General features: G+C 70.5%; 22 protein-coding genes and 3 pseudogenes. 15 read left to right on the forward strand and 10 right to left on the reverse strand.

The genetic code is table 11. The features are described from left to right. Positions 1 to 17 precede the first annotated feature (17 nt). The gene (locus RDV84_RS08735) at positions 18 to 497 is read right to left on the reverse strand and encodes a carboxymuconolactone decarboxylase family protein (protein ID WP_057949418.1); all 480 of its coding nucleotides are present in this window, start codon (positions 495 to 497) and stop codon (positions 18 to 20) included. Between the two features lie 373 nt (positions 498 to 870). Here RDV84_RS08735 and RDV84_RS08740 point away from each other — a divergent pair, with 373 nt between their 5' ends. The 3 genes from RDV84_RS08740 (at position 871) to RDV84_RS08750 (ending at position 3,313) form a co-directional block, all read left to right on the forward strand. Beyond that, complete coding sequence (locus RDV84_RS08740; RefSeq protein WP_309153103.1) at positions 871 to 1,809, forward strand: LysR family transcriptional regulator; 939 nt, start codon at positions 871 to 873, stop codon at positions 1,807 to 1,809. A 149-nt stretch (positions 1,810 to 1,958) separates the two neighbouring features. After that, positions 1,959 to 2,729 (forward strand): SDR family oxidoreductase, encoded by a 771-nt coding sequence (locus RDV84_RS08745; protein ID WP_309153104.1) that lies wholly within the window; start codon positions 1,959 to 1,961, stop codon positions 2,727 to 2,729. 80 nt (positions 2,730 to 2,809) lie between these two features. After that, positions 2,810 to 3,313: an Ohr family peroxiredoxin gene (locus tag RDV84_RS08750; protein ID WP_309153105.1), complete on the forward strand. Its 504-nt coding sequence runs from the start codon at positions 2,810 to 2,812 to the stop codon at positions 3,311 to 3,313. 220 nt (positions 3,314 to 3,533) lie between these two features. Here RDV84_RS08750 and rho read toward each other — a convergent pair. Both rho and trxA read right to left on the reverse strand, forming a co-directional pair. After that, positions 3,534 to 5,021: pseudogene (gene rho / locus RDV84_RS08755) on the reverse strand (transcription termination factor Rho); the annotation flags it as partial. A 569-nt stretch (positions 5,022 to 5,590) separates the two neighbouring features. Beyond that, the gene (trxA, locus tag RDV84_RS08760; protein ID WP_057949414.1) at positions 5,591 to 5,923 is read right to left on the reverse strand and encodes a thioredoxin; all 333 of its coding nucleotides are present in this window, start codon (positions 5,921 to 5,923) and stop codon (positions 5,591 to 5,593) included. Between the two features lie 289 nt (positions 5,924 to 6,212). Here trxA and rhlB point away from each other — a divergent pair, with 289 nt between their 5' ends. The 3 genes from rhlB to ftsX all read left to right on the forward strand — a co-directional run bounded on the left by rhlB (position 6,213) and on the right by ftsX (position 10,043). Continuing rightward, positions 6,213 to 8,009, forward strand: coding sequence for an ATP-dependent RNA helicase RhlB (rhlB, locus tag RDV84_RS08765; RefSeq protein ID WP_309153107.1), 1,797 nt, complete (start codon positions 6,213 to 6,215; stop codon positions 8,007 to 8,009). A 298-nt stretch (positions 8,010 to 8,307) separates the two neighbouring features. Then, positions 8,308 to 8,994, forward strand: a complete 687-nt coding sequence (ftsE, locus tag RDV84_RS08770) for a cell division ATP-binding protein FtsE (protein ID WP_057949412.1) — start codon at positions 8,308 to 8,310, stop codon at positions 8,992 to 8,994. A 152-nt stretch (positions 8,995 to 9,146) separates the two neighbouring features. Beyond that, the gene (ftsX, locus tag RDV84_RS08775; protein WP_123646420.1) at positions 9,147 to 10,043 is read left to right on the forward strand and encodes a permease-like cell division protein FtsX; all 897 of its coding nucleotides are present in this window, start codon (positions 9,147 to 9,149) and stop codon (positions 10,041 to 10,043) included. On the opposite strand, the pseudogene RDV84_RS26085 reads toward ftsX, so the two are convergent. Further along, positions 10,010 to 10,141 (reverse strand): annotated as a pseudogene (locus RDV84_RS26085) (DUF6053 domain-containing protein); the annotation flags it as partial. The gene ftsX and the pseudogene RDV84_RS26085 overlap by 34 nt on opposite strands. On the opposite strand from RDV84_RS26085, the pseudogene RDV84_RS26090 reads away from it, so the two are divergent. The 3 genes and pseudogenes from RDV84_RS26090 to ung form a co-directional block, all read left to right on the forward strand. Beyond that, positions 10,086 to 10,229: pseudogene (locus tag RDV84_RS26090) on the forward strand (DUF6053 domain-containing protein); the annotation flags it as partial. The pseudogenes RDV84_RS26085 and RDV84_RS26090 overlap by 56 nt on opposite strands. Positions 10,230 to 10,317: 88 nt before the next feature. Next, positions 10,318 to 11,172 (forward strand): response regulator, encoded by an 855-nt coding sequence (locus tag RDV84_RS08780; protein WP_057949411.1) that lies wholly within the window; start codon positions 10,318 to 10,320, stop codon positions 11,170 to 11,172. Beyond that, positions 11,169 to 11,873 (forward strand): uracil-DNA glycosylase, encoded by a 705-nt coding sequence (gene ung / locus RDV84_RS08785; protein ID WP_309153108.1) that lies wholly within the window; start codon positions 11,169 to 11,171, stop codon positions 11,871 to 11,873. The genes RDV84_RS08780 and ung overlap by 4 nt, the downstream gene beginning before the upstream one ends. 189 nt (positions 11,874 to 12,062) lie before the next feature. Here the strand turns inward: ung and RDV84_RS08790 are convergent, their stop codons facing one another. Continuing rightward, positions 12,063 to 12,677, reverse strand: coding sequence for a helix-turn-helix domain-containing protein (locus RDV84_RS08790; protein ID WP_309153109.1), 615 nt, complete (start codon positions 12,675 to 12,677; stop codon positions 12,063 to 12,065). Positions 12,678 to 13,673: 996 nt separating this feature from the next. Between RDV84_RS08790 and RDV84_RS08795 the strand changes: the two genes are divergently transcribed. Continuing rightward, complete coding sequence (locus RDV84_RS08795; RefSeq protein WP_197414784.1) at positions 13,674 to 13,868, forward strand: hypothetical protein; 195 nt, start codon at positions 13,674 to 13,676, stop codon at positions 13,866 to 13,868. 186 nt (positions 13,869 to 14,054) lie between these two features. On the opposite strand, the gene RDV84_RS08800 is transcribed toward RDV84_RS08795, so the two are convergent. Continuing rightward, positions 14,055 to 14,909: a LysR family transcriptional regulator gene (locus tag RDV84_RS08800; protein WP_078996387.1), complete on the reverse strand. Its 855-nt coding sequence runs from the start codon at positions 14,907 to 14,909 to the stop codon at positions 14,055 to 14,057. Between the two features lie 128 nt (positions 14,910 to 15,037). Here RDV84_RS08800 and RDV84_RS08805 point away from each other — a divergent pair, with 128 nt between their 5' ends. Further along, entirely contained in the window at positions 15,038 to 15,448 is a 411-nt protein-coding gene (locus RDV84_RS08805; protein WP_309153110.1) for a tautomerase family protein, read from the forward strand. A 134-nt stretch (positions 15,449 to 15,582) separates the two neighbouring features. Here RDV84_RS08805 and RDV84_RS08810 read toward each other — a convergent pair whose 3' ends face one another. After that, positions 15,583 to 16,485, reverse strand: a complete 903-nt coding sequence (locus tag RDV84_RS08810) for a LysR substrate-binding domain-containing protein (protein WP_309153111.1) — start codon at positions 16,483 to 16,485, stop codon at positions 15,583 to 15,585. A 134-nt stretch (positions 16,486 to 16,619) separates the two neighbouring features. Between RDV84_RS08810 and RDV84_RS08815 the strand changes: the two genes are divergently transcribed. Both RDV84_RS08815 and RDV84_RS08820 read left to right on the forward strand, forming a co-directional pair. Further along, positions 16,620 to 17,312, forward strand: coding sequence for an FMN-dependent NADH-azoreductase (locus RDV84_RS08815; protein WP_309153112.1), 693 nt, complete (start codon positions 16,620 to 16,622; stop codon positions 17,310 to 17,312). Between the two features lie 487 nt (positions 17,313 to 17,799). Next, on the forward strand, positions 17,800 to 18,675 hold the full coding sequence (locus RDV84_RS08820; RefSeq protein ID WP_309153113.1) for an EcsC family protein: 876 nt from the start codon (positions 17,800 to 17,802) through the stop codon (positions 18,673 to 18,675). 98 nt (positions 18,676 to 18,773) lie between these two features. Here the strand turns inward: RDV84_RS08820 and RDV84_RS26100 are convergent, their stop codons facing one another. The 3 genes from RDV84_RS26100 to RDV84_RS08830 are packed head-to-tail and all read right to left on the reverse strand — an operon-like array spanning position 18,774 to position 20,843. Then, positions 18,774 to 18,929: a DUF6053 domain-containing protein gene (locus tag RDV84_RS26100; RefSeq protein WP_425608207.1), complete on the reverse strand. Its 156-nt coding sequence runs from the start codon at positions 18,927 to 18,929 to the stop codon at positions 18,774 to 18,776. Further along, on the reverse strand, positions 18,860 to 20,155 hold the full coding sequence (locus RDV84_RS08825; RefSeq protein ID WP_309153114.1) for a sensor histidine kinase: 1,296 nt from the start codon (positions 20,153 to 20,155) through the stop codon (positions 18,860 to 18,862). Before RDV84_RS08825 ends, RDV84_RS26100 begins: the two co-directional genes overlap by 70 nt. Continuing rightward, positions 20,142 to 20,843, reverse strand: coding sequence for a response regulator transcription factor (locus tag RDV84_RS08830; RefSeq protein ID WP_057949402.1), 702 nt, complete (start codon positions 20,841 to 20,843; stop codon positions 20,142 to 20,144). The genes RDV84_RS08825 and RDV84_RS08830 overlap by 14 nt, the downstream gene beginning before the upstream one ends. Positions 20,844 to 21,255: 412 nt before the next feature. On the opposite strand from RDV84_RS08830, the gene RDV84_RS08835 reads away from it, so the two are divergent. Together RDV84_RS08835 and RDV84_RS08840 are read left to right on the forward strand one after the other, a co-directional pair. Further along, positions 21,256 to 21,999, forward strand: a complete 744-nt coding sequence (locus RDV84_RS08835) for a phosphatase PAP2 family protein (RefSeq protein ID WP_309153115.1) — start codon at positions 21,256 to 21,258, stop codon at positions 21,997 to 21,999. Continuing rightward, a complete protein-coding gene (locus tag RDV84_RS08840; RefSeq protein WP_309153116.1) occupies positions 21,996 to 23,663 on the forward strand; it encodes a phosphoethanolamine transferase in 1,668 nt (555 codons plus the stop codon). The genes RDV84_RS08835 and RDV84_RS08840 overlap by 4 nt, the downstream gene beginning before the upstream one ends. Positions 23,664 to 24,352: the final 689 nt, after the last annotated feature.

The raw sequence follows: 24,352 nt of genomic DNA on the forward strand, positions 1-24,352 counted from the left end.
GCCCGCCGTGCGCGGGCTCAGGCGAGCTGGGCCTTGTCCAGGCCGAAGGCCTTGTCGTGGCTGCCCGGGGTCGCGCGGAACGCGACGTTGATGCGGTTCCAGGCGTTGATCGTCATCACCGCATAAGTGAGCTCGACGATCTCCTGCTCCGACAGCTGGGTGCGCACGCGGTCGTAGAGCTCGTCCGGCACGCCCTGCGGCGAGAGCTGGGTCAGCGCCTCGGTCCAGGCCAGCGCGGCGCGTTCGCGCGGGGCGAACAGGGTCGATTCGCGCCAGATCGCGACATGGTGCAGGCGCAGCGGACGCTCGCCGCGGATCGTGGCTTCCTTGACGTGCATGTCCAGGCAGAACCCGCAGCCGTTGAGCTGCGAGGCGCGGATGTTGACCAGGTCCAGCAGGGTGTGGCCGAGCGAGGGCTTCTTGGTGGCCATGCTGAAGTCGACGAGCTTCTTGAACAGTTCCGGGGACTGCTGTTGGTAATCCAGGCGCTGGGTCATGACGCAAGCTCCGTGAGGTGAGGTGCGGCGCGGCGGAAGTGCCGGCGGTTGGCGGCCAATCTAGGCCGGCGGCCGGCGCCGCGGTAGGCCGCCGCGCGGACGCGCGGTGTTGAGCGCGACGCACCAATCGCCGGGATGTCACAAACCCCGACGCTGGTTCGACGTATCGGGTATGAACCCGCATCCATCCGTTCCGCCGCGCGCGCGAGAAGATCGGCGCGCGAACCTGTCCGCCGTCGCCCCGGCCGCGAGTCGCCGCGACCCGTCCGCGGGTGCGGCACCGCCGCCGCATGCCTGCGCCGCGCCCGTCGCGCTCTCGCCGCCAGCGTCGCCGTCGCCGCTTTCGCCGGCGTTCTCCGCCAGCTACGCGGGCGTGGTCGCCTTCATCGCCGTCGCCACCGAAGGCAGCTTCGCCCGCGCCGCCGATCGCCTCGGCATCGGCCGCTCGGCGGTGAGCCGCAGCGTGCAGAAACTGGAAGGACAGGTCGGCGCGCGGCTGTTCTCGCGGACCACGCGTTCGACCTCGCTCACCCCCGAAGGTCAATTGTTCTTCGACCATTGCCGGCCCGGCATGGAGCGCATCGTGCAGGCGCTGGAAGACCTGCGCGAGCTGCGCGACGGCCCGCCGCGCGGGCAGCTGCGCATCGGCGCCGCGCCCGGCTTCGGCCGCAAGGTGCTGGCGCCGCTGCTCGGCGAATTCCGCCGCCGCCATCCCGGCGTCGCGATCGAACTGGTGCTGGACGAACGCACGCCGGAGCTGGCCGTGGACCGGCTCGACCTGGCCTTTCGCGACGGCCGTCTGGACGACAGCCAGGTCATCGCCAAGCGACTGATCCCGATGCAGTGGCTGGTGTGCGCCGCGCCCGACTACGCGCGCCGCCACGGCCTGCCGGCTTCGCCGGCGGAACTGGCGCGCCACGCCTGCCTCAACCGCCGCCTCGGCGGCGGCCGCCTGCGCGCCTGGGAGTTCAAGGTCGACGGCCGCGCGCAGGCGTTCGCGCCCGCGGCGGAGCTGGCGTTCAACGACGACGAACTGCTGCTGCACGCGGCCGTCGACGGCCAGGGCCTGGCGCAGCTGCCGGCGTACCTGGCGTGCGACGCGCTGCGCTCGGGCGCGCTGGTGCATTGCCTGGGCGGCTACGCGCCCGACGACGGCGGCCACTACCTGTGCTACCTCAGTCGCGAGCAACTGCCCAAGCGCGTGCGCGTCTTCATCGACTTCGCCACCGCGCGGGTGCGCGCGCTGGATCTGGACTGCGCGCTCGATCATGCCTGCGCCGCCGTGCCCGCGGCGCTGGCCGCCGCCGGCTAGCCGCGGCGATTGGTGCGCGCAGGGCAACGCCGCGCGGCCGCGGCGAGGGCTACCGCCGGCGCGGCCGGCTTCCTAGCATCGCTTGCGATCGGCCGGCGCCGCCCGCGCGCCGGCCGCCCTTATCGAAATCCAACCTGCGGAGGCGATCCATGAAATTCCTGGTCATCGGCGGTACCGGACTGATCGGCGGCAAGGTGGTGGCGCGGCTGCGCGCGGCCGGACACGAGGCGCTGGCCGCCGCGCCCTCGACCGGCGTGGACATCCTCACCGGCGCCGGACTCGACGCGGCGATGGCCGGCGCCGACACCGTGATCGATCTGGCCAATTCGCCTTCGTTCGAGGACGCGGCGGTGCTCGAATTCTTCGCCGCCGCCGGCCGCACCATCCTCGCCGCCGAAGCGCGCGCCGGCGTCGGCCACCACCTCGCGCTGTCGGTGGTCGGCACCCACAAGCTCGCGCAAAGCGGCTACTTCCGCGCCAAGATCGAACAGGAACGGTTGATCCGCGAATCCAACCGGCCCTACACCATCGTCCATTCGACCCAGTTCTTCGAGTTCCTGCCCGGCATCGTCCAGTCCGGCGCCGACGGCGAGCGCGTGCGCCTGCCGCAGGCGCAGATCCAGCCGATCGCCGCCGAGGACGTCGCCGCGGCGGTCGCGCGCCTGGCCCAGCAGCCGCCGGCCAACGGCATCGTCGAGATCGCCGGCCCCGAGCGCTTGCCGATGGCGCGCCTGGCACAGCGTTACCTGCGCGCGGTCGAGGACCCGCGCGAAGCCGTCACCGACCCGCACGCGCGCTACTTCGGCGCCGAACTGGACGACGGCACGCTGGTGCCCGAGGGCGAGGCCTGGCTCGGCGCGTTGGATTTCGACGCCTGGCTGGCGCAGTCCGGGCACGCGCGTCCCGCGCCGCGGGCTTGAGCCGCCGTCCGCCGCCGCCCCGACGCGCGCCGCAACCGGGCGTCGGCCGCATCCGCACCGCCCGCCTCAGGACCGTGGCCATGGCCCCGCTGCAAGCGCCGCCCGCCAGCCTGCTGGACAAGTACCGCGGCGACGCCAGCGTCGCGCTCTACACCGGGCGCGTCAGCGTGCGCGGCGGCGAAGCCGGGCACGCGCGCGCGTCGGGCAGCGCGCGTTCCGACGACGGCGCGCTGGCGGTCGAACTGCGTCTGCCGCCGGAGCTCGGCGGGCCCGGCGGCGGCAGCAATCCCGAACAGTTGTTGGCCGCCGGTTACGCGGCCTGTTTCCATGGCGCGCTGATGTTGCTGGCGCAGCGCACCGGCGTCGCCTTGCCCGAGTTCGCGGTGGACGCGGCGGTGAGTTTCGCGCGCGACCCCGCCGACGGCCTGTTCCTGCTCTCGGCCGAAATCCGCGTGCGCCTGCCCGGGCTCGACCGCGCGCTGGCGGCGGAGCTGGTGCGCAACACCGAACGCATCTGTCCTTACGCGAAGATGTTCCGCCAAGGCATCGAGCATGCAGTGACCGTCGATTGCGGTCCGGCCTGAGCCTCAAGCCGGTCGCGAACCTGCGTTATCCCTCCTGTAGGAGCGGCGCGAGCCGCGACCGCGAAACCTCGCTTGCGGCGCGAGCTTGAAGTGTCGCGGTCGCGGCTCGCGCCGCTCCTACAGTCGGAATCGAAACCGCGATGGGTTCCGGCGAGAGCGATCCCCAAAACGAAAAAGCCCTCGCGCGAGGCGAGGGCTTTTCGTGGCGAGCCGGACCGACTCAGCGCTTCATCGAGCTGAAGAACTCGTCGTTCGACTTGGTCGTCTTCATCTTGTCGAGCAGGAACTCCATCGCGCCGATCTCGTCCATGCCGTGCAGCAGCTTGCGCAGGATCCAGATCTTCTGCAGCAGCTCCGGCTCGATCAGCAGGTCTTCGCGGCGGGTGCCCGAGCGGTTGATGTCGATCGCCGGGTACACGCGCTTTTCGGCGATGCGGCGGTTCAAGTGGACTTCCGAGTTGCCGGTGCCCTTGAACTCTTCGTAGATCACCTCGTCCATCTTGCTGCCGGTGTCGATCAGCGCGGTGGCGATGATCGTCAGCGAGCCGCCTTCTTCGACGTTGCGCGCGGCGCCGAAGAAGCGCTTGGGACGGTGCAGGGCGTTGGCGTCGACGCCGCCCGACAGCACCTTGCCCGAACTCGGCACGACGTTGTTGTAGGCGCGGGCCAGGCGGGTGATCGAGTCGAGCAGGATCACCACGTCCTTCTTGTGTTCGACCAGGCGCTTGGCGCGCTCGATCACCATCTCGGCGACCTGCACGTGGCGCGCGGCGGGTTCGTCGAAGGTCGAGGAGACCACTTCGCCGCGCACGGTGCGCTGCATTTCGGTCACTTCTTCCGGACGCTCGTCGACCAGCAGCACGATCAGGTGCACGTCGGGATGGTTGTGGGTGATCGCGGTGGCGACCTGCTGCATCATCATCGTCTTGCCGGCCTTCGGCGGCGAGACGATCAGCGCGCGCTGGCCTTTGCCTTGCGGCGCCATCAGGTCGAGGATGCGGCCGGTGATGTCCTCGGTGGACCCGTCGCCGCGTTCCAGGCGGAAGCGCTTGCGCGGGAACAGCGGGGTCAGGTTCTCGAACAGGACCTTGTTCTTCGACGCTTCCAGCGGCTCGCCGTTGATGCTGTCGACCACCGACAGGGCGAAGTAGCGCTCGCCGTCCTTGGGGAAGCGGATGCGGCCGGAGAGGTGGTCGCCGGTGCGCAGGTTGAAGCGGCGGATCTGGCTCGGCGAGATGTAGGTGTCGTCCGGGCCGGCCAGGTAGCTGGCCTCGGCCGCGCGCAGGAAGCCGAAGCCATCGGGCAGGATTTCCAGCACGCCGTCGGCGGCGACGCCTTCGCCGTGGCGGGTCAGCACCTTGAGCAGGGCGAAGATCACGTCCTGCTTGCGCGCGCGGGCGACGCCTTCCTGGATGCTGAGCTGGTCGGCCAGGTCGAGCAGCTTCGGCGCCGGCATGCGCTTGAGGTCGCCCAGCGAGTACTGCGGGAAGCCCTCGGGCACCTGCGGGTGCGGACGCGGGACGAAGTTCTCGCCGTTGTCGCCGAAATCCTCGCCGCCGTTGCCGCCGCGCTGCTGCTGGCGGTTGTTGCGCTCGCGGTCGCGGCGGTTGCGGAAGCGGTCGCGGCGGTTGTTGCCGCCGCGGTTGTCGAAACCGCCGTCGCGCTGCTGGCCGCCCTGGTTCTGCTGGCCTTGCTGCTGCGACTGTTGCGGGTTGTTGTTGGCCGCGCCGCCGCCTTCGCCGGCCGGCTGGCCGTTGCCGGCGTGCTGCGGCGCGGCGGTCTCGGCGGCGCCGGAGGCGGCCGGAGCGGACTCGCCGGCGCTGGCGGCCGGGGCGGCGGCCTTGGCCGCGCGAGGCGTCGGCGCCGGAGCGGATTCGCTCGCGGGCATCGGCGCGGGAATCAGGGGGCTGGCATCGGCGACGACGGCCGGAGCGGCTTCGGCGGCCTTGCTGGCGCGCGGCTTGCGCACGCGCTTCTCGGCGGTTTCGCCAGCGTCGGGGGTCTTATCGGACAAGCGGAGGTTCCTCGCTAAGCGGCGAGCGCTCGCATCGGGCGAGCGGGACGTCAGGGACGTGGATGGATGTGATGAGTTGCTAGACGGGGTGCGGCGCGGGGACGCGAAGTCCGACGCCGGGTACCGCGAAACTAGCATTGCTGCGGGGCTGCGGCAAGATTCCCCAATCTTGCCGTTCACCTGACCGGGGCGGCTCGCCGGCCGGTCGGGGAGGGTCCGCGCCCGTGGCGGGCGCGGACCGGTCGCTGCTCAGGTCGGCCGGCTCAGATGGCCTTGTCGATCATCTGGGTCAGCAGGGTCTTGATGTTCGGCGGCGCGCCCAGCTGGGTCGAGTGGATCTGGCCGTCCTTGAACATCATCAGCATCGGGATGCTGCGGATGTTGAAACGCACGCCGAGCGCGGGATGTTCCTGCACGTCGACCTTGACCACCTTGGCGCGGCCGTCGTACTGGTCGGCCAGCTGCTCGACGATCGGGCCGATGGCCTTGCACGGGCCGCACCACGGCGCCCAGAAATCGACCAGGACGGGTTCGGACGACTGCAGCACGGTGGCATCGAAATCGGCGGCGCCAGCATGCAGAACTTTTTCGCTCACGGGGGTCTCCTGCGGGTGTCCAAACCATACGGAATGGACTAATTTGGAACGGAATGCCCAGGCGGGCCATGCCGGGCGGGGGCTTACGCTAAACTGGGGCGTTTCGTGGCGCCTTCAAGGCCCCTTCAAGGGCTGGGACACAGCGTATCGCGTGGCGCCACGGCCTCCTCGAACCGGTCTTCCCGACATATAAAACGGGGTCCGGCTCGGCCCCGGCAGTCTGCTTCGCCGACGCCACCCACGCAAGCGACACCCTACGGCGCCGAACCGGCGCGGATTCCGGAAACGCATGAGCGACAAGCCTTTAACCGATATCACGTTCTCGTCCTTCGACCTGCATCCGAGCCTGCTCGCGGGTCTGGAAGCGGCCGGGTTCTCCCGCTGCACGCCGATCCAGGCGCTGACCCTGCCGATCGCCCTGACCGGCCGCGACGTCGCCGGCCAGGCCCAGACCGGCACCGGCAAGACCCTGGCCTTCCTGGTCGCGGTCATCAACCGCCTGCTGACCCGCCCGGCCCTGGCCGAGCGCAAGCCCGAGGACCCGCGCGCGCTGATCCTGGCGCCGACCCGCGAGCTGGCGATCCAGATCCACAAGGACGCGGTCAAGTTCGGCTCCGAGCTGGGCCTGAAGTTCGCCCTGGTCTACGGCGGCGTCGACTACGACAAGCAGCGCGAGCTGCTGCAGAAGGGCGCCGACGTCATCATCGCCACGCCGGGCCGGCTGATCGACTACGTCAAGCAGCACAAGGTGGTCTCGCTGCACGCCTGCGAAGTGTGCGTGCTCGACGAAGCCGACCGCATGTTCGACCTGGGCTTCATTAAGGACATCCGCTTCCTGCTGCGGCGCATGCCGATCCGCACCGAGCGCCAGACCTTGCTGTTCTCCGCGACGCTGAGCCATCGCGTGCTGGAGCTGGCCTACGAGCACATGAACGAGCCCGAGAAGGTCGTGGTCGAGACCGAGTTCATCACCGCGGCCAAGGTCCGGCAGAAGGTCTACTTCCCCGCCGACGACGAGAAGATCCCGCTGCTGCTGGGCCTGCTGTCGCGCAGCGAGGGCGCGCGCACGATGGTGTTCGTCAACACCAAGGCCTTCGTCGAGCGCGTCGCGCGCGCGCTGGAGCGCGGCGGCTACCGCGTCGGCGTGCTGTCCGGCGACGTGCCGCAGAAGAAGCGCGAGTCGCTGCTGAACAAGTTCCAGAAGGGCCAGCTCGAGATCCTGGTCGCCACCGACGTGGCCGCGCGCGGCCTGCACATCGACGGCGTCAGCCACGTCTACAACTACGACCTGCCGTTCGACGCGGAGGACTACGTCCACCGCATCGGCCGCACCGCGCGCCTGGGCGCCGAGGGCGACGCGATCAGCTTCGCCTGCGAGCGCTACGCGATGAGCCTGCCGGACATCGAGGCCTACATCGAGCAGAAGCTGCCGACCGCGCCGGTCGACGCCGAACTGCTGGTGGCGCTGCCGCGTCCGCAGCGCGAGCTGCCGGCGGCCGAGGACGGCGAGGAAGAGAACGAGAGCATCGGCGCGATCTTCAAGGAAGCGCGCGAGCAGCGCGCGGCCGACGAACAGCGTCGCGGCGGCGGCGGCGGCGGTCGTGGCCGCAGCAGCGGCGGCGGCAGCGGCCGTAGCGGCGGTCCCGGCGGCCGCAGCGAAGGCCGTCGCGACGGCGCGCCGCGCAAGCCGCGCAGCGAAGAAGGCGCGGCCGCGACGGCCGGCGCCGAAGCGGGCGCGCCGCGTCCGCCGCGCAAGCCGCGCGTCGAAGGCGCGCCGGTCCAGGACGCCGCCGCGCAGGCCGCGCATCCGGGCGCCAGCCCGGCCGCCGAGGGCGAGCGCGCGCCGCGCAAGCGCCGTCGCCGTCGCGGCGGTCGCCGCATCGACGGCGCCGAGGGTTCGGCCAACGCGCCGCAGGCCGCGCAAACCGCGCAGCCGGCGGCCGCTTCGACGCCCAAGGCGGTGCCCGCGCACAAGCCGGCCGCCGCCGCGCAGCCGGCCCAGCCGCAGGGCCAGCCCTCGCTGCTGAGCCGCCTCGGCCGCAAGCTGAAGTCGCTGGTGGCGCGTCCGCCGCGCACCCAGCACTGAGGCCGGCCGGCGAAGCGGCGCGCGCCGCTTCGTCGCGCTCGCGGGCGACCCGGTCGTAAAGCGTCGGGGCTGAAGCCCCTCCCACAACAGCGCCCGAGCACGTCGGGCCTGTCGTGGGAGGGGCTTCGTGTTTTTGTGGGAGAGCGCTCAGGCCCGACGCTTTCCGTTGCGATGTTCCGGTTCGAGCCGCGCGCGGCCGATCCCGGATGAGGCCACGCCGGCCGCAGCGCGAACGCAAACCGAACCGCCGCGCCGAACCCCGATGTCTTCCGGCGATTCGCTCTGCGATACTTCCGCCATGACCGTCCTGCGCTTCGACAACGTCAGCAAACGCTATAGCAGCGGCCACGAGGCACTCAGCGAAGTCAGCTTCGAGGTCGCCGCCGGCGAGATGCTGTTCGTCACCGGCCATTCCGGCGCCGGCAAGAGCACCCTGCTCAAGCTCATCCACCTCAGCGAGCGGCCCAGCCGCGGCGCGGTGGTGTTCGCCGACAAGAACCTGCTCAAGGTGCGCGGCCGCCGCATCGCCCTGCACCGGCGCGACGTCGGCGTGGTGTTCCAGGACCATCGCCTGCTCGCCGACCGCAGCGTCGCCGACAACGTCGCCCTGCCGCTGCTGCTGCGCGGCCTGCGCCGCGGCGACATCGGCCGGCGGGTGCGCTCGGCGCTGGAGAAGGTCGGCCTCGGCGCGCGCGCCACGGCGCTGCCGGGCGAGCTCTCGGCCGGCGAGCAGCAGCGCGTCGGCATCGCCCGCGCGATCATCGGCGAGCCGCGCCTGCTGGTCGCCGACGAACCCACCGGCAACCTCGACCCGACCCTGTCGGCCGAGATCATGGCGCTGTTCCAGTCGCTGCCCGAACGCGGCACCAGCGTGCTGATCGCCAGCCACGACCTGGCCCTGGTCAAGCGCATGAAGAAGCGCGTGCTGGTGCTCAACCACGGTCGCCTGGTCGACGACATCGCCCCGGAGGACCTGGCCGAATGAGCGCTGAAGACTTCCGACCCGACGAGGATGGCGCAAGCGAGCGCATGGCCGACAAGCGCGCCGACGCGAGCCGCGCCGACCTGCGTCCTTCCGAGCTGCGCGCCGAACGCGCCGAGCCGGCGGTCGACGCCTCGGCGCAATCGCGCCTGGGCATGTGGCTGGACCATCATCTCTACAGTCTGGTCGCCAGCCTCGGCCGGCTGCTGCGCAAGCCCTGGGCGGCGCTGCTGACCATCGGCGTGATGGCGGTGGCGCTGGCGTTGCCGCTGGGCCTGTGGGCGGCGTTGAGCAACATCGAGCGCTTCGCCGGCGACGTCCAGCGTTCGCGCCAGATCAGCGTGTTCCTGAAGCCGCAGATCGAGGTCGAACGCGCCCGCGCGCTCGCCGAACAGCTGCGCGCGCGGCCGGACGTCGGCGCGGTGGACGTGCGCACGCCCGAGCAGGGCCTGGCCGAGTTGCGCGAGAAGAGCGGCCTGGCCGAGGCGCTGGCCGCGGTCGAGAACAATCCGCTGCCGAGCCTGCTGGTGGTCACGCCCAAGGGCGACGAACTGGCCCTGGCGCAATCGCTGGAGCAGTTGGGCGAGGCCGACGTGGTCCAGCACGACGCCGGCTGGCGCCAGCGCCTGGACGGCTGGCTGCGCTTCGGCACCCGCCTGGCTTGGGTGCTGGCGGCGATGCTCGGCCTGGGCGCGCTGCTGGTGGTCGGCAACACCGTGCGCCTGGACATCCAGTCGCGGCGCGAGGAAATCGGCGTGCTGCAGCAACTCGGCGCCACCGACGGCTTCATCCGCCGGCCGTTCCTGTACCTGGGCGCCTGTTACGGCCTGGCCGCCGGCGCGGTCGCGCTGGCGCTGCTGACCGCGGCCGACCACAGCCTGCGCGAACCGCTGGGCGCGCTGGCGCAAAGCTACGGCAGCCGCTTCGCCCTGCGCGGCTTCGATCCGCTGCAGGCACTGGGCATCCTCGCCGGCGCCGCCGCGCTGGGCTGGCTTGGCGCCGGGGTGGTGACCGGGCATTACCTGCGCCAGACCCGCGGCGGGCAGGACTGAGCCGCCGCAGGCGCTGGAGGCGCGGCGGCTGTAGGAGGGGCTCCAGTCCCGACGCTTTCCTGTCCGATCGCGGCGACCTCGGCGAACAGCATCGGGACTGAAGTCCCTCCCGCAACGCCCACCCGGATGCGGCCGGCGCACCGGCTTGCAGCGCAAGACTCGGAATCCGACCCCGCTTGCGCCTAGAATCGGACTCCCCCCCGCACGACCTGCGCTCCTTCCGCCCCGGCCGCCCGCGCCGCCGGACGCGCGTCCGGAGACGGTACCGCCCCGCATGCAAAGCCAGAACCTGCGACATTTCGACAACACCGCGCCGCGGGTGATGGTGGTGGACGGCTCCAAGCTGGTACGCAAGCTCATCGCCGACGTGCTCGCGCGCGAGCTGCCGAATGCGCGCATCGTCCAGTGCGGCACCATCATCGAGGCCAGGCTCGCGCTCGATCACGGCGAAGTCGATCTGGTCACCACCTCGCTGGTGCTGCCCGACGGCGACGGCATCGCCCTGGCGCGCGCGGTGCGCGAGGCCGCGGGCCAGGCCTACGTGCCGGTGATCGTGGTGTCCGGCGACGCCCAGGCCCATCTGGAGGCGCGCCGCTTCACCGAGGACGTCACCGACTACTTCGACAAGTCGCTCGGCCAGAGCGCGCTGGCCGCGTTCATCCGCGGCTACGTGCAGCCGCAGCCGATTCCCGGCGCGCGCGTGCTCTACGTCGAGGACAGCCGGGTGGTGGCGGTGGCGACCAAGCGCATGCTCGAACGCCATGCGCTGCAGGTGCTGCATTTCATCGGCGTGGAGGAAGCGCTCGAACATCTGGAAGCGCACCGCGCCAGCGGCCGCGACGGCGGCGACGCCGGCGCCGACCTGGTGCTGACCGACGTGTATCTGAAGGGCGAACTCGGCGGCAAGGACCTGCTCGCCCGGCTGCGCAACGACTTCGCTTACGGCAAGCGCCGCCTGCCGGTGTTGGTGATGACCGGCGACGCCAACCGCGACAACCAGAGCGAGTTGCTGCGCGCCGGCGCCAACGATCTGGTGCTCAAGCCGATCGAGGAACGATTGCTGGTGACCAAGACCTTGTTCCAGCTGCGCCTGTCGCGGCTCGGCACGCCCGCGGCGGTGCCGGCATGAGCGACGGCGATCGCGACATCAAGCTCGATCCGTCGTGGAAGTCGCGCATCGGCGACTGGTTCGCGCGCGAGGACATGCAGTCGCTGTCGCGCTTCCTGCGCGAGCGCAAGGCCGCGGGCGCGCGGATCTTCCCGCCCGGCCCGCAGATCTTTTCCGCCTTCGACGCCACCGCGTTCGACCAGGTCAAGGTGGTGATCCTCGGCCAGGACCCGTACCACGGCCAGGGCCAGGCCCACGGCCTGTGCTTCTCGGTCCAGCCGGGCGTGGCGGTGCCGCCGTCGCTGGACAACATCTTCAAGGAAATCCACCGCGACCTCGGCATCGTCCGGCCCGACCACGGCTGCCTGCTGCCGTGGGCGCGCCAGGGCGTGCTGCTGCTCAACGCGGTGCTGACGGTCGAGGAAGGCCGCGCCGGCGCGCACCAGGGCAAGGGCTGGGAAGGCTTCACCGACCATGCCGTCGACGTGCTCAACCGCGAGCGCGAGGGGCTGGTGTTCCTGCTGTGGGGCAGTTATGCCCAGGCCAAGGGCAAGGTGATCGACCCGCGCCGGCACCGCGTGCTCAAGGCGCCGCATCCCTCGCCGTTGTCGGCGCACCGCGGCTTCATTGGCTGCGGCCATTTCTCCGCCGCCAACGAGTACCTGCAGCGCAACGGCCAGACGCCGATCGACTGGGCGTTGCCGCCGCGCAGCGCGCTGTAGTCGTTATTCGCGTGAAGCGCCGGCCGGATCGGGCGCTGGCGACGCGCGAATGGGGACCGCAACGGGCCGATCGCAGCTCGTAGCCTTCAGTCCGCAGTCCGCAGTCCGCAGTCCGCAGTCCGAATTCCCGAATTCCCGAATTCCCGAATTCCCGAATTCCCGAATTCCCGAAGCGCTGCGCCGCCTGGCTCACTGCGCCGCCAGTGCATCCAGCAGCGGCTGTTCGTCGTCGCAGGCCGCCACCGCCAGCACCGTGGCCGAATCGCAGCCTTCGGCCAGGACGTAAGCGTGGCCCATGTCCGAGTCGATGTAGCTGCACTCGCCGGCGCGCAGCACGGTCGGATCGTAGAACTCGGTGTGCAGCGCCACCGCGCCGTCGAGCACGTAGACGAATTCTTCGCCGGGCGTGCGCACCAGTTCGCCGAACTCCTGCAGGCTGCGCGCGTGGATCCGGGTCAGCGCGGGGATCATCCGTTTGCGCCGCAGTTCCGCGCACAGCAGGTAGGCGTCGTAGTTGCGGCCGCCGATGTGCGGCGACTCGCGCAGCCGGCCGATGCTGCGGCGCGCCGTCACCCCGCGCTCGGCCGGCCGCGGCGCCGAGAACAGCTCGCCCATGCTCAGGTTCAAGCGCTGGCTCAACTGCACCAGCCGCTCGTAGCTCAGCGACAGGCGGTCGTGTTCGATCTTGGACAGCGTGGACAGCGGGATGCCGGAAAGCTCGCTCAACTGTTTCAGGGTCCATTGATTGCGGGCGCGCAGCGCGCGCAACAGGCCGCCGAGGGTCGGCGGGTGTGGCGATTTCATTCCTTTGTCTCCGCACTGCGATCGGGGCGTGTGGCCGGGCCGGAGGCGCGGGCAGGCCGAGGCGCCAAAACTTCCAAGCATCGGACCCAGCATCCTTTAGTCAAGTTTTTTGTGCGCCAGCCTCGGAAACCCGGGTGACCGGCGACACGTTCGCTCCGCGTCATGACGGAGCCGGGTAGGTGGAGCGGGAGCAGGGCAGGCCGGACGACTTCTGGTCGCAACCGATGTAGAGACGCAGGACCGGGCCAGTCGAGGACACGGTGTGCTCGCAGGCACCTCCAAGGCTCTTGCAGTGAAGAAAAACGGCTCGGACTTGTCTGAAAATTTGCATGACCCCCTGCCGGACAGATCGATCAATTTAGTGATATTGATCACATTTATATTGACCCGACAGGTCATTTGTCGACGTCACCGGTCGAAAAAAACGCACAAACCCCCTGCCTGCTGCCTCGCGCCCCGCTTTTCCGCTACCGCGTGTCTGGTGCACGGTCAATCCACCGATGTCCTCGGCCCCCGGGTTTCTCCGATGGGACAGGTGTCGGAAGTCGAAGGGTGCCGGACGGCAGCGATTACGCGTCCATATCGGCCATAAGGGGGCGGCGGAGTGATCAATTCATCCATACAACGCGTCCGGCTTTCTGCCCTGGGCGTGCCTCAATGGGCAGTGAAAGTCACCCTACGCATGCCTTTCGATTGCAGCGGCACAGCTCGGAGCGCAGCCGGTTCCCGTTCGCTCCGTACGCAGGCGGCCGACGCCGCGCGAACTCGCGGCCTGCGGCCGCAGCCGCGGACGGCCCTGACGCCGTCCGCCCATCGCGCCGGTCCGCCGGCGCGGCTTCAACGCACCGCCAAGGCTGCGCCGGCTCGCGCCGGCCGGTCCGGCGGCGCGATTGCGCCTTCGCCGCTACGGGCGTCGGCGATTTGCAGTCACTGATGTCAGCGTGAATCCTCCCAGCCACAACGTAAGGTGATTTCATGAAAGAGACCCGGCGTCGTATGACCCTCAATCTGGCCGGCAGCGAGATGCAGTTCCTCGAAGAGTTGTGCGTCCGCAAGGGCGTCAGCAAGACCGCGGCGATCCGTCAGGCCCTGCGCCTGTATCAGGTGGTCGAGGACCGAGCCGACAAGGGCAAGAAGATGTTCTTCGTCGACAACAGCACCAAGGAACGCTCGGAGCTGATGCTGCTCTGACCCCACCGCGGAACCGCCGACTCGCCGCACGCCCGGGCTGCGGCGGGCGATTCTCCGGCCCGAAGCCATGCGCCGCCGCTCGCGGTCGCCTGGCCGCCGTCACAAGCGCTGGATCCGTCGGGACGGGCGGATTCCCAGCCGCAGGCTTCATTCGTGGGGTTCCAGCGCGCGCCTGGACCGCGCGCTTCAGGCGAAGAACGCGCGCACGATCGCCGCCGCTTCGTGCAGGTCCGCGGGCGCATCGGCCGGCGGCGCGAGCAAGGCGAACGCGCAGTCCGGCAAGGCGGGCAGTCGCGGCGATCGCGCGATCGCCAGGCCCGGCCCGATCGCCGAGGCATTGAGACAACCCACGCCCAGTCCCGCGCGCAGCGCCGCCTGCAGCCCGGCCACGCCGCTGGCCTGGTGGGCGATGCGATGGGCGCTGCGATGCGCGCGCAGGCGTTGTACGGCCAAGCCATGCAGGCGGCAGTCCGGCGGCAACAGCACCAGCGGCAACTCGCTTTCCTCGCGCAGGTCCAGGCCCGGTGCGGCCACCCAGTGCAGGGCTTCGCGCCGCAGGGGCAGCGTCTTGGCGCGTTCGCGCGCGGCGCCGGTGCGCATGATCACCGCCAGATCGTGGCGGCCTTCGGCGTGGCCCTGGGCCAGCGCCGCGCTGAGTCCGACCTCGACCTGCAGCCGCAACTGCGGGCAGCGCCGGCCCAGTTGCGCCAGCAGGCCGGCGATCTCGTCGCTGCGGAAGTAATCGCTGATCGCCAGCCGCGCCTGGGTGCGGCGTACTTCGTTGCGCACGTCGTGCAAGGCCAGTTCGCCCAGCGCCAGCAGCTGGCGGGCGTGGCCGATCAGGCGCTGTCCGGCCGGGGTCAGGCCGACGCCCTGGCGCGAGCGCAGCAACAGGGCCGCGCCGGCGGCGGATTCGAGCTTCTGCAATTGTTCGCTGACCGCCGACTGCGAGCGGAACACGCGGCCGGCGCCGGCGGAGATGCTGCCGGCTTCGGCGACGGCGACGAAGGCGCGGAGCTGGTCGAGGTCGAGGCTGCGCATGGCGGCGTTACCGGGATAGCCGATGGATGAGCGGCGATCTTCCCGCTATTCCGATGGATGCGGCAAGCCTAGCCTGTACCTGCATCCCGGGGCCGAGTCATGCCGGCCCGCCGCAGAGAACCGCCGCCATGCCGCACCTGAACCTGCAGATTTCCGGCCCCGCCGATCCGGCGCTGGCGCGCCGCGCCAGCGCCCTGGTCGCCGACCTCACCGTCGAAACGTTGGGCAAGCCACGCGAGCTGATCGCCATCGAGGTGCGTTTCGTCGATCGCGCGCTGTGGTTCGTCGACGGCCGCAGCCTGGAGGAACTCGGGCGCAATTCGTTCTTTCTCGACATCAGCATCACCGACGAGACCAATACCAAGGACGAGAAGGCGCGCTTCATCGAGCGCGCCTATGCGCAGTTGTCGGCGCTGATCGGCGAAGTCCACGAGGTGTCGTACATCCACGTCGTCGATGCGCGCGCCGCCGCCTACGGCTACGGCGGCGCGACTCAGGAACGGCGCTACCAGGCCACGCGCATCGCCGCGCCGCGCTGAGCCCGCGGCGGCCGCCGGCCGTTGGGAACCTGTTGTGGTCGACAGGTCGCCATGAGCAGGCCGCCATTAGCGGGCCGCCATAAGCCGGCCGTCCCCGGCGTGCCGGCGGAAACGGGCCGCCCGCGCGGCCGCGCTCAGCCCGCGTCGGCCTGCGCGCGCAGCCACGCGCGCAGCGCCGCGAGGTCGGCGCGCTCCGCGCCCGGCGCCTGCACGAGCCAATGCGGGTGGCCGTCCAGCACCGGCCCGAACGGTTGCACCAGCGCGCCGGCGGCGAGGTCGTCGGCGACCAGGGCCAGGCTCAGCAGGGCCACGCCGTGGCCGGCGATGGCGGCCTGGATCGCATGGCTCTCGTCGGTGAAGCGCAGGCCGGCGTCGAAGTCGAGATCGCCGAAGTCGAGACCGTCGGCGCTCGCGCGTTCGCGCCAGCGCTGCCAGGTCGGCGTGTCGGCGGTGGGATGGCGCCATTCCGAATGCAGCAGCGCGTGCCGCTGCAGATCCTGCGGCACGCGCAGGCCCAGATGCGGACTGCACACCGGCGCGAAGCGGTTGTGGACCAGCGGTTCCGCGCTGAGCCCGGGCCAGGGGCCGCGACCGTAGCGGATCGCCGCGTCGGCGAGGCCGGCGTGCAGATCGACCGGGTCGTCGGATGCGTGCAGGCGCAGGTCGAGGTCCGGACACGCCTGACGGAACGACGCCATGCGCGGCACCAGCCACTTGGCGGTGAACGACAGCGTCGCCGACAGGGTCAGCGCGCGGCGCTGCGGCTGTGCGCGCAATGCCTCGACCGCGGCGGCGAAGGCGTCGAAGCCGTCGCGCAGCACCGGGAACAGGCGCTCGGCGGCGGCGGTGGGGACGACGCGGCGGGTCTGGCGTTCGAACAGGCGCACGCCGATGTGCTCCTCCAGGCCGCGGATCTGGTGGCTGATCGCGGTCGGGGTGACCGACAACTCCTGCGCGGCGCGCTTGAAGCTGCGCAGCCGCGCGGCGGCTTCGAACGCGCGCAGGGCGCTCAGCGGGGGCAGGCGGCGGCCGGACATGGCTGAGGACAGATCATCTATCGGTTGAGAAATCGGAGTTTGTCGCCCATCGAGGCCGCTTTCAATATGGCTCTCATTCCGGCGCCGCGCTGAAGTGGCGCAGCCCGACTCACCCATAGCCTGCGAGCCCCGCCATGACCCGACTGCTCCACATCGACTCCAGCGCCCGCCCCGGCGGGTCCGACACCCAAGCCCACGGCTCGCACAGCCGGCGTCTGAGCGCGCGCTTCGTGCGCCGTTGGCGCGAATTGCGCCCCGGCGACGACGTGATCGTTCGCGACGTCGGCCTGCACCCGCCCGCCCCGGTCACCGGCGGTTGGATCCATGCCGCCTTCACCCCGCCCGCGCAGCGCGAGCCATGGATGCGCGAGGCGCTGGCCGAGAGCGACGCGCTGGTCGAGGAATTGCTGGCCGCCGACCTCGTCGTCGTCGGCGTGCCGATGTACAACTTCGGCATGCCGGCCCAGCTCAAGGCCTGGATCGACAACGTCGTGCGGGTGGGCCGCACCTTCGGCTTCGACCGCGCGCGCGAAGGCGAGCCGTACTGGCCGATGCTCGCCGACCAGGGACGGCAGCTGGTGCTGTTGAGTTCGCGAGGCGACTACGGCTACGGCCGCGGCGAGCGGCTGGAGGCGATCAACCACGTCGAGCCCGGCGTGCTGACCCCGCTGCGCTATATCGGCATCGACGACGCGCATTCGGTCGCGGTGGAATACGACGAATTCGGCGACGAACGCCTGCGTGCGTCGATCGAGCGCGCCGAACGCGACATCGACGCCTTGGTGCAGCGCCTGACGGCCGAGCGTGCGTTGCGCGAAGCGGCATAAGCCGCGAAGCCCGCGTGTTGCGGCGGCGCGAGTCGCGAGCGCGCAACAGCGCTTGCGACGCGAGCTTGCGGCCGCGCGGTCGCAGCTTGCGCGGCTCCTACAGTTTGAAACGAAACTATGGTCGCTTCCTGTAGGAGCGGCGCGAGCCGCGACCGCGCCACCGCGCTTGCGACGCGGGGTTGAGGCCCCGCGGTCGCAGCTTGCGCAGCTCCTACAGTCGGAAACGAAGCTACGGTCGCTTCCTGTAGGAGCGGCGCGAGCCGCGACCGGGCTACTGCGCTTGCGACGCGAGCTTGAAGTCGCACGGCCGCGACCCGCGCAGCTCCCGGCGGTCGGAAACGCAGCCACGGCCGCCCCGGCCGGCGGGAACGGCTGAACGGCGATTGCGGTGGCGGGCTTGTGGTGGCCGCCGCCGGCCCCTACCTTCGCAAGGCCGCGGGCGCGTTTCGCGGCGAGCCGCCATTCCGGCGCGACCAGGCGAGAGGCGATGACCCAGGACTCCGATCCGTTGCAGCACCCGGCCGATGCGGCCGATCTCAAGCGCGCGGTGGCGCTGCTGGAGACGCCGTCGATCACCGCGCGCATGGCCGCGCTGGCCGGCGCGCCGATCGAGTTCGGCATGTCCAAGCTGCCCAAGTTCGCGCACGAGCGCATCCACAAGATCGTGCATGCGGCCTTGCACCGGGCCGCGTCGGCGGCGCTGAGCACGGTCGGCGACGCGCCGAGCAAGGGCGCGTCGACCAAGACCCACAAGCTCGCCGCGGCGGTGTCCGGCGCGGCCGGCGGGTTTTTCGGCATGGCCGGGCTGGCGGTGGAGCTGCCGGTGACCACGGTGATCATGATGCGCTCGGTCGCCGACATCGCGCGCAGCGAGGGCTTTTCGGTGTCCGAGCCGTGGGTGCGCGCGGCCTGCGTGGAGGTGTTCGCGTTCGGCGGCAACAGCAAGAGCGACGATGCGGCCGAGTCGGGTTATTACGCCTCGCGCGGGATGCTGTCGGAGCTGACCAAGGGCGCGACCCGCGAGCTGGTGCACCTGGCCGGCCATCGCGGCGCGCACGAACTGACCCAGGCGTACGCCAAGAAACAGACAGCGGCGTGGATGGCCAAGCTGATCGATACGGTGGCCACGCGCTTCGGCATCGTGATCACCGAGAAGACCGCGGCGCAGATCGTGCCGGTGCTCGGCGCGGCGACCGCGGCGACGATGAATGTGTTGTTCACCAATCACTACCAGGACATGGCGCGCGGGCATTTCATCGTCAAGCGGCTGGAGCTGAGGTACGGCGCGCAGGCGGTGGAGCGGGCCTATCGGCGGGTGAAGGCGGGCGAGGCGCTGGCGTTGCCGGAGCGGCTCGAGGGATAGGGCGCGGGCGAGTTGGAACGAGAGCGTCGGGCCTGAAGGCCCTCCCACGACAGCCTTGTGGCCTTCCACCGCGCAGCGGTTTGCATGGCGGGACGGCTTTACGCACGGCAGCGTTGCGCTTCGGCGGATGGCGCTGTCGTGGGAGGGCCTTCAGGCCCGACGCTTTCGTTCCCGATCGCGACGGCTACCCGGTCGCCTTCAGCGCCAGCGTCGTGCGCGTTCCGCGCTCGGCCTTGTCGAAGCGCAGGGTCCAGCCCAGGTGTTCGCACAGGCGCGAGATCAGGTCCAGGCCGATGCCGCCGCCTTCGCGGCCGCCGCGGGCGACGCGGGCGTAGATCGCGCTGATCTCTTCCGGCGTCATGCCGTGGCCCGGGTCGTCGATGGTCACGGTGGCGTCGGGGTGCAGGCGGATCGCGATCTCGCCGCGGTCGCTGTTCTCGATCGCGTTGCGCAGCAGGTTGCCGATCGCGGCCTGCACGATCGGCAGCGGCGCCAGGATCTCGCACGGCGGCAGCGGCGCCACCGCCAGGGTCAGGTCCTTGTCGCGGGTGAGGTGGCGGTGGTCCTCGACGATCTCCGGCAGCAGATGGTCCAGGGCGACGCGGTCGCTGCTGGCGCTCAGCCGCTTGGGGTCCTTGGCCAGCACCAGCAGCAGCGAGATCAGTTGCTCGACATCGCGCGAGGCGCGGCGGATGCGGTTGATCTGGTGGCGCGCGCCGGCCGGCAGTTCGTTCTGTTCCAGCGCGATCTCGGCCGCGCCGGCGATCACCGAGATCGGCGTGCGCAACTCGTGGCTGGCGCTGTCGATGAAGGCGCGCTCGCGTTCGACGAAACGGTCGTTGCGCTGCAGGTAGTCGTTGACCGCGTCGGCGATCACCACCAGCTCCGAGCTGGCCGATTCGGGCACTTCCACGCGCTGGCCCGAGCGGTCCGGGCGCAGGCCGCCGATGCGCTGGGCCATGTTGGTCAGCGGCCGCACCAGCCGGCGCACGCCCCAGCCGATCACCACGCCGAGCAGCAGCAAGGTGGTGACGGCGGAGCCGGCGATGGTCAACGCGAGGTCGAACTCGCGGTGCTCCATGTCGTCGATGTCCAGCGCCAGGGTCAGGCGGCGGCCGTCGATGTCGCGCACCAGGGTCACGTACTCGACGCCGGCGACGACGACTTCGTCGTGCACGCCCGGCGCCAGCGCCGCCAGTTCGCGCGGCGGCGGGCGGGTGGCGCTGTCGTACAGCGACAGCGCCTGGGTGTCGCTCCAGCGATAGTCCGGGTCGCTGCGGCTGCGCTCGACGAAGTAGTCCATCTCGGTGTTCATCAGCGAAGTCCACACCAGGTGTTCGGCGTGTTCGTTGACGAAGAAGCCCTGCACCACCACCGCGATGGAGAGCAGCGCGGTGTAGCCGAACAGGCCGAGCAGGATGCGCTGGCGCAGGCTCGAGCGCGGACGGGCCGGCGCCGCGGGACGGTCAGGCGTCGCCATCGGCCTCGGCATCCGCCGGCACGGCGAGGCGGTAGCCGACTCGCGGCAGGGTCTGGATCAGCTTGACCGGATACGGCCCGTCGACCGCGCGGCGCAACTCGTAGATATGCGAGCGCAGCATGTCGCCGTCGGGCGGACTGTCGCCCCATAGCGCGTGCTCCAGGCGCTCGCGGGTGACCGCGCCGGGGCTGGACTGCAACAGCACTTCCAGCAGCTTGCGGCAGGCCGGGTACAGGTGCAGCGAGCGGCCGCCGCGGCTGACTTCCAGCGTGGTCAGGTCGAGCTTGAGGTCGGCGACCTGCAGCAGCTTGCTGCGGCCGCGGCCGGCGGCGCGCGCGGCCAGGGCTTCGAGCCGCACTTCCAGTTCGGGCAGGGCGAAGGGCTTGGTCAGGTAGTCGTCGGCGCCGGCGCGGAAGCCGGCGATCTTGTCGGGCAGTTCGTCGCGCGCGGTCAGCATCAGCACCGGCACGTCGGAGCCGGCTTCCTCGCGCAGGCTGCGCAGCACTTCGCGGCCGTCCAGGCGCGGCAGCATCCAGTCGAGCACGATCGCGTCGTAGCGCTGGGTCACCGCCAGGTGCAGGCCGGTCGGGCCATCCGGCGCGGCGTCGAGGGTGTAGCCGCGCGCTTCGAAGTAATCGAAGAGATTGGCGACCAGGTTGCGATTGTCTTCCACTACCAACAGGCGCATGCGCCGGGTCTCCTGCCGCGGGGGCGGCGTGACGAGTGTGCCCCATTGCCGGGGCGTCGAGTGATGGGGCGCGCGGACGTCCCCGGTCCCGGCGCGGGCGGGCAGTGTGGAGACGGTGGCGTCGGAACGCAGTCGGTACAAGCGCCGCGCCGGCGCAACGCCGGCCGAATCTGAACGCAATGTCGGCCGTTTGCTCGGCTTCGCGGCTTTTTTGCCTGTTTAACGCGCCGCCAACCCGGTTCCGACCGCTCTCCGACAGCGCGGTTTCGATCATCCCCGCAGCCCGAAGCGCCCTCGCACGGGTCTTCCACGCCCGTCTCCGAGCCCGCTGCCGTCGATGATCCGTTCCGCTTCCAGGCCGCTGCCGTCGGCCCTTCCGCGCCCCGCCGTCCTGCCCGGCATTTCCGCCGGCATGTCGCCGCGCAAGTTCCTGCTGCTGCATGCGTTGTGGCCCCTGCTGACGCTGGCGGCGCTGTCGGCGTTGACCATGGGCCTGGGCGGCGACTTCTGGCTGGCCGACCGCTTCTACGCGCTGGAAGGCGGGCGCTGGGCGCTGCAGAACGCCTACCTGACCGAGCAGGTGATCCATCGCTTCGGCCGCGACGCCAGCACCGCGGCGTGGCTGGGCGCGTTCGCGTTCTGGCTGTACGCGCGCTCGCGTCCGGCGCTGGCGCCGTGGCGGCGGCCGCTGGCCTATCTGTTGCTGGCGACGCTGCTGGCGGTGGCGCTGGCGTCGGGCCTGAAGTCGCTGACCAACATGGATTGCCCCTGGGACCTGACCCGCTACGGCGGCGAGGTTCCCTTCTTCGGCCTGTTCGACCGGCGGCCGCCGGGGCTGGACCGCGGCGTGTGCTTCCCCGCCGGCCACGCCAGCGGCGGCTACGCCTGGATCGCGCTGTACTTCTTCTTCCTGCAGGCGCGCCCGCGCCTGCGCTGGGCGGGCCTGGCGACCGGGCTGGCGGTGGGGCTGCTGTTCGGCTTCTCGCAGCAGCTGCGCGGCGCGCACTTTCTTTCGCACGACGTGTGGACGCTGGCGATCTGCTGGTTCGTGGCATTGGCGCTGTACCTGGCGATGGCGCGGCGCGAGGCGCCGCTGGCGGCGGACGAGCGCGGGGCGCCGGCCGCGCGCGCAGCGCTGGAAGGAGCGGGCCGATGAACGCCATCGCCCGTCCGCAGCTGCGCTGGCCGGCGTGGCTGGCCTATCGCCCCGAGCTCAGCGTCGAAGCGATCGTCCTGATCGCCAGCGTGTTCTTCGCCGCCTTCGCCAACAACGCGTTCTGGCGCGCGGCCTCGGCCGCCGGCGCGTTCGCCAACGGCGGCGGCGCGTGGGTGGCGGCCTGCGTGTTCGTGGCCATCGTCGCGATCACTTCGCTGTTGCTGGGCGTGCTGTTGAACCGTTGGACGGTGAAGCCGCTGCTGACGGTGTTGCTGCTGGTCACCGCCGGCGCGGCGCACTTCATGAGCCAGTACGGGGTCTACCTGGACACCGGGATGATCCGCAACGTGCTGCAGTCCGACGGCAAGGAGTCGGCGGAGCTGTTCACCGGCGGGCTGGTGCTGCCGCTGCTGCTGTACGGCCTGCTGCCGGCGCTGTTGCTGTGGCGGGTGCGGTTGAAGCCGCGGCCGCTGGCCCGCGCGGTACTGGTGCGGCTGGGGCTGTTGCTCGCGTCGCTGGCGCTGGCCGGGCTGGCGCTGATGGGCTCGTTCCAGGACATCTCGGCGCTGATGCGCAACCACAAGGAAATGCGCCACCTGGTGACGCCGGCCAATTACCTGGTGTCGCTGACGCGGGTAGCGCTGGACGATTCGGCCTCGCGCGTGCGCGGCCGCACCCCGATCGGCACCGACGCGCGCGTGGCCGCCGGCCGCGCCGCCGGCGCCAAGCCGCGCCTGCTGGTGCTGGTGGTGGGCGAAACCGTGCGCGCGCAGAACTGGGGGCTCAACGGCTACCAGCGCCAGACCACGCCGGAACTGGCGCGGATCGGGCCGATCAACTTCCCCGACACGACGGCCTGCGGCAGCAGCACCGAGGTCTCGGTGCCGTGCATGTTCTCGCCGTACGGCCGCGCCAATTACGACAAGGATCGCATCCAGGGTTCGGAATCGCTGCTCAACGTGCTCGAGTACGCCGGCATCCAGACCCTGTGGCGCGACAACCAGACCGGCTGCAAGAACGTGTGCAAGGGACTGGCGTTCGAGACCTTCGAGCACGACACCGACCCGGCGTACTGCGACAGCGAGCGCTGCTTCGACGAAGTGATGCTGCGCGGCCTGCGCGAGCGCATCGGCGCCAAGCCGGGCGACGCGGTGGTGGTGCTGCACCAGCTCGGCAACCACGGACCGGCCTATTTCCGCCGCTATCCCGACCGCCTGCGGCGCTGGACGCCGACCTGCGACACCAACGAACTGGGCAAGTGCGACCGGCAGCAGATCGTCAACGCCTACGACAACGCGGTGCTGGCGACCGACGAATTCCTGGCCCGCACCATCCGCTACCTGGCCCAGGACACGTCGCGCGATACCGCGATGATCTACCTGTCCGATCACGGCGAATCGCTGGGCGAGAACGGGCTGTACCTGCACGGCGTGCCGTACGCGATCGCGCCCAAGACCCAGACCAAGGTGCCGATGACGATGTGGTTCTCGCCGGGCTTCGCCGCCTCGCGCGGGCTGGACCTGCAATGCCTGCGCGCGGAGTCGGCCAAGCCGGCGAGCCAGGACAACCTGTTCCACTCGGTGCTGGGGTTGATGCAGGTGGAGACCAGCGTGTACGAGAAGCGGATGGATCTGTTCGCGCCGTGCGTACGAAAGGCGGTTTGAGGGCTTCGATGGTGGGTGTGCGGTTTAGGCGGATGATTTCGGTTGCGTTGAGGGCGGCCTCGTAGTTGTGTTGTTGCGGTCGCGGCTTGCGCCGCTCCTACAGTCGGATACGAACCAGCCGAAGCCCCTGTAGGAGCGGCGCAAGCCGCGACCGCGACAACGCAACTACGTCGCCCCTTTGCCGTGATTCCGGCGGACGCCGGAATCCAACCGAAGCGACGAAGCTCCGCTGCCGCATCCCGAAGCAACGAATTCCCCACGCCGTCATTCCGGCGAAAGCCGGAATCCAACCGAAGCGATGCAGCTCCGCCGGCGCTCCTTAAAGCAACGAACCTCCCAAGCCGTCATTCCGGCGGAAGCCGGAATCCAACTGAGGCGACGTAGCTGAGCCGATGATCCTTGAGGCAACGAACCTCCCGAGCCGTCATTCCGGCGGAAGCCGGAATCCATTTTGACTCTGTTGTTGCTCTCGCTTTTGTCGTCGCTACGAGTGATGACAAGCGACCATCAAGAGCTTCCGTCCGCAAGCGGCCGGGTCACTTTCTTTGTCTCAAGCCACAAAGAAAGTAACCAAAGAAAAGGCCTTATCTTTTTCGGATCAAGAGCCACTAGGGCTCGAAAGGGGCGCGGGGCCGCGCCATAAGGGGCATCCTGCCCCATGGCGCGCGTGCGCATCCATGCGCACGCCC

The sequence above is a fragment of the Lysobacter yananisis genome (genome assembly GCF_031199375.1).
Lineage (GTDB): Bacteria > Pseudomonadota > Gammaproteobacteria > Xanthomonadales > Xanthomonadaceae > Lysobacter > Lysobacter yananisis.